The organism is Okeania hirsuta, from assembly GCF_003838195.1.
Taxonomy (GTDB): Bacteria; Cyanobacteriota; Cyanobacteriia; order Cyanobacteriales; family Microcoleaceae; genus Okeania; species Okeania hirsuta.
The window spans coordinates 1-4,645 of record NZ_RCBY01000381.1 but is presented as its reverse complement, the minus strand read 5'-3'; the positions used below and the strand labels follow the sequence as shown (position 1 = coordinate 4,645).

Genomic DNA, 4,645 nt, shown 5'->3' with positions numbered 1-4,645 from the left:
GAATCCCCATGTAATTTTCCTCCTGTCTCCTGTCTCCTGTCTCCTGTCTCCTTCTTCAATCCCTCTTCCTTCTTCCTTCTTAATTTGAATTAATTTTTCTGCTAATTTAATTGCTTCAACTTTAGTGGAAATTTTTCCCTCAGCTCGTGCTATTTTAATTTCTGTTAATAGTTGACCAATTATCGGACTTTTGGGTAATTTTAAGACTGTAATTAAATCATTTCCGTTCAATAAAGGAGTGGGGTGAGCAACTTGGTCTTCTGGATTAATATAACGTTTAACTAAACAATCAATTTCTGTTATGGATATTCCTTTTCCTACTCCTACAACTGCTAAAGCAGGAAAATTTTTTCCTATTTCTTGAAATAAGAAAAATTGTTGCCTCACAGACATCTGAGAAATTTCTATTTCTGACAGTTTAGCTAAACCTTTAATAACTGCAATTGTACTCCTAATTTCTGCATTGCTATACTTCAACCCCATCAATTCAACTTCTGCTTTTTCTGGATCGGAATTAACTAATATTGCTAACTTAGCGATCGCCAACAAAGAGGTTTTTACTGTATCGCGTACCCCTCTTGCTAACTCATCTTTTAACTGAGACCAATTTTTTCCTAACTCCTCTGCTGCTATGTCTATTTGTTTTGCTATTTCCCAATTTTCTCCCGCAGTAGAAAAATAACTAGAAAGTAAACAATCTTTCCAAGCTTTTTCTATCCAAAACATACCTTGGGGATGACTCAATAAATAACTTAATTCTGTCTGCACTCTTTCTGCTGCAACATTAGTCAGCAAAGGTGCAAATTCTCGAATAGCTGTTTGAGTTTCTGGTGAAATAACAAAACCTAGCTGTGCTGCTTGACGATATGCGCGTAATAGTCGGAGAGGATCATCTCTGAGATTAGCAGATTTTACCATTCTGATAATACCATCTTGCAAATCCTTCAGAGCATTAAATAAATCTATCACCTCATCATTAAAAGGATTATAAGCGATCGCATTTATTGTAAAATCTCGTCGCCATAAGTCTTCCTCCAGACTATTACCTTCTATTTCAGCAAAATCAACTGTAGTCCCTTGAAATACCACCCTAGCAATTTTTCGTTCGGCATCCAATACCACAAACCCCGCTTGATACTGCTTCGCAATACTTTTGGCAATGTTAACTGCTTGGTCGAGGATAATAAAATCTAAATCCAGATAATCACTTTTGCGCTTCAGCAAAGCATCTCGCACAGATCCACCGACCAAATAAACAGGTTGGGGCAACATTTCTCGGTCAAATGGCCAATTATTGGGAGATAAAGCAGACAGGGAATTTATCAACATTGGTAAAAAAATCAAGTGAACTTCTCTGTAATTAGGGCTTGCGTATGGAAAGTCTTTTTGCTGGGGTAGGAGACAGGAGACAGCTATACTGGAGACAGGAGAAATAGGAATGAGCAAGGAGGTAGGAGTAAGAATTGTAAGAATGATTTTTCTACCCAACTATGCGCCTAAAATACTAACTTTTTGAGCCTTTTAGACTGAAAAATTTGCACTTTTTTCGACCCCAAAAAGGCACTTGTCTTTATATGTCAATGGTTTTAGATTAGATCGGTAAGCCCTAATTAGACTTTCTGAGTAGGAAATCAGCGCTACGCGCAAGTCAGAAGTCAGAAGTCAGAAGTAATCTCTGATCTGAAATCCGGTTATACAGTTATCGCACTTTCTACTTCCATTCAATGCAGATATAAAATACCGGAATATCTCCAGATAATTCCCACTCTCATCCTGACTTTCTCCTGACTCCTGACTCAGTCCTCCCGACTCATGACTTCGAGAGCGATACGATAACTAATTACCCGGATTCTATATGACTGGGTTTGAGCATTTAGGAATGTCCTAAGCTCTGCTTCGACTGCTATAAAATTAATTTGGGCTAGAATATAAACTCATTAAATCATTAAAATAGAAAATTATACCATGTCCGGATGATTAAGTTTAATAAAAATGTTCTATTGAAGCGATCTTGAAGGAATATCTCAAGTTTCTGCTCTGTTTCCAGTATTCAATCTTGAATTTAGACCTACCACCTACCACCTACCACCTAAGAACTTTATTATCACTAATCAAACGGACACGATATTATTGCATCAATTAAGATGAGAGTTGAGGATTAACGAGGTACTTACAAATGTGTATTTGTGTTAACTGCCACTATGTAGATCGGTGTGTTACCTATCATGCTGTAGAAACTCAGCACGAACAACTTCATTTAACAGAAAATCCAGACTTTGACCCGGTTGAACCTACAATCAATGTTAACATTCGTCCTCAAAATAATGAAATTGAAATGGAGTGGGATGTTGTTGGTTGTGAAAGTTTTAAAGAAGAAATGGGCAAATGGGCAAAATTAAGACCAGGTGAACTCATCCCTACTTAAAGTAATTCTAATTCTTTATTTCCCCTTCTTTTTATAGATAGAGTGAGAGTAGGAAATAGTACAGAAAAGGAGATTTTATGTTCGCTCAAATTATTTACTATTTATGAATATAGTGAAACTCCCAGACAACAGGCAATAGGGGGAATAAAAAGCTAATAATATTAGACTTTTAGCTATTGGGGAGTTCCTGCAATTTGTAAATGTACCAGCACACCCTGCTATAACTTTATCTCCCACTTCTTTAGGAAAAAGAAGAGTTATTAATTTGTTCTATTTTATAACTGAAAGAAAAATATAGCGTTTATTCCCTGTTTACCGAATTACTACTCTGTAGGGACGTTGCATGCAAAGTCCCTAGCTACTCCCTAAAAATTACGAATTTTGTACCTCATGCTTCTTGGGAATTAAAATATCATCAAATCAATAATAAAAATCTTTATTTATCTTTTCTATTCTCATGAGTTATTGCTACTTTCCCACCTGCAAAAATCCACAAAATCCTACTAAGGCTGAATTTTGTCAGAGTTGCAACTCTCCATTATTACTAATTCCTCCACTAAGTGATGAAAATGAAAAAATAGAAACAAAGAAAATTATTTCTTCGCCAGATAATAATCTCAAAATAGCTAACAAGTCTCGCTACCGTATTCTTAAATTAATTGGGCAAGGTGGTTTTGGTAGAACTTTTTTAGCAGTAGATGAAAAAGATTCTATTCGACAAGTTTGTGTAATTAAACAGTTTTTTCCTCAGAATACAAATTATTACCATTATGACCAAAATTCTCTTCAATCTTCAGAAACAATTTCTGGTAGTGAGTCTCTTCAAGTAAAGACAAAAACTAAAAAAGCTTCAGAATTATTTCAGCAAGAAGCACAACAGTTAAAAACTCTAGGTATTCATTCTCAGATACCCAAACTACTAACTTATTTTCAAAAGGATGGACAACAATATCTAGTTCAAGAATATATTGAAGGCAAAAATCTCGCCCAAGAATTGGCAGAAAAAGGTATCTTTACTGAAGCTAAAATTCGGGAATTTTTAAATAATTTATTGCCAGTATTACAGTTTGTGCATAAATCGAAAGTTATTCATCGAGATATTAAGCCAGAAAATATTATTCGTCGCACTACTGGTCAACTGGTTTTAGTAGATTTTGGTGCTGCGAAGTTAGTGGAGAAAAAAGGTTTACCTGAAACTGGAACTATTATTGGTAGTGCTGCTTATACCGCTCCCGAGCAACTTATGGGTAAGGCTATTTTTGCTAGCGATCTTTATAGTTTGGGTGTTACTTGTATTCATCTTTTGACTCAAGTTTCACCTTTTGATTTGTTTGATAGTAGAAATAGTAAGTGGGTATGGCGGGATTATTTAAAAATGCCTGTTAGTAAAGAACTCGGTCTAATTTTAGACAAGATGTTGGAAGGTGCAACAAATCGGCGTTATCATTCTGCCACTGCTATTATTAGACATCTTAAACCTCGGTCTAACTATATGGAAAATGTTTATTTTTCTCCTTCTTCAGCAGTGCCGAAAAAGTTGACTGAGCAAGCAGAAATTAGACAGGAGTTACAGGAAGTTTTGGCTACTGAGTCGGTTAAAATTCAGGTGAGTCGTGTCAAAAAAACTTTGACTGTTGTTATTAGTAGAAATCCCGGAAAAAAGGCTAATTATGCTCAAAATTTAAAGACTATTTCTGCGAAGTTAACTGATTTAAGATTGCAAAATATAGATCAAGTTAAATTACTAGGTAAGCTTCAGGGTAAGACTGTGCCAGAGTGGCAACAAATATTGAGAATGGATCGTAAAGCTAGGTGGAAAAATAAAATTTTGAGATTACAAAAAAATGAGCATTTTATAAAGATTTTGCAGTTAGGAACTCAGAATTTTTGGTGGGCTAGATTTAAGGAAAAAGAATTTTGGTTAGATGCTTTGATGTTTGCTTTTGCTTGGTTTATTTTTGGCTATCGGATAATTATTTGGCATCCGATAATGGCTGTTATAATTGCATCAGTTTTTATTACAGTTAAACATCTGGTTATAAAACAGAATAAATTGGCAACTAATAATTTATTTACTACTGTGGCAACAGTATTTTTAATCTTGGGTTTGTTAGGGGGTAAATTATGGATTTCTGATATTTTTGGGTTGCTTTTAGGTTGCTTATTTGTGGCTTTACCAATATTTTATGCTAGAGAGGAAATATAATTAGGGTTTGCTGA

General features: G+C 35.1%; 3 protein-coding genes. 2 read left to right on the top strand and 1 reads right to left on the bottom strand.

Features of this window, described 5'->3' with window-relative positions; all coding sequences use genetic code 11:
- Positions 1 to 1,329: tRNA nucleotidyltransferase/poly(A) polymerase-related protein (locus tag D5R40_RS30515; RefSeq protein WP_134239647.1), on the bottom strand; the 1,329-nt coding region annotated here is incomplete at its 3' end.
- An 847-nt stretch (positions 1,330 to 2,176) separates the two neighbouring features.
- Here D5R40_RS30515 and D5R40_RS30510 point away from each other — a divergent pair.
- Positions 2,177 to 2,425 carry a Ycf34 family protein gene (locus D5R40_RS30510; protein WP_124144887.1) on the top strand — a complete coding sequence of 83 codons (249 nt, stop codon included), beginning with the start codon at positions 2,177 to 2,179 and terminating at the stop codon, positions 2,423 to 2,425.
- 457 nt (positions 2,426 to 2,882) lie between these two features.
- Positions 2,883 to 4,631, top strand: a complete 1,749-nt coding sequence (locus D5R40_RS30505; RefSeq protein WP_124155694.1) for a serine/threonine-protein kinase — start codon at positions 2,883 to 2,885, stop codon at positions 4,629 to 4,631.
- Positions 4,632 to 4,645 lie beyond the last annotated feature (14 nt).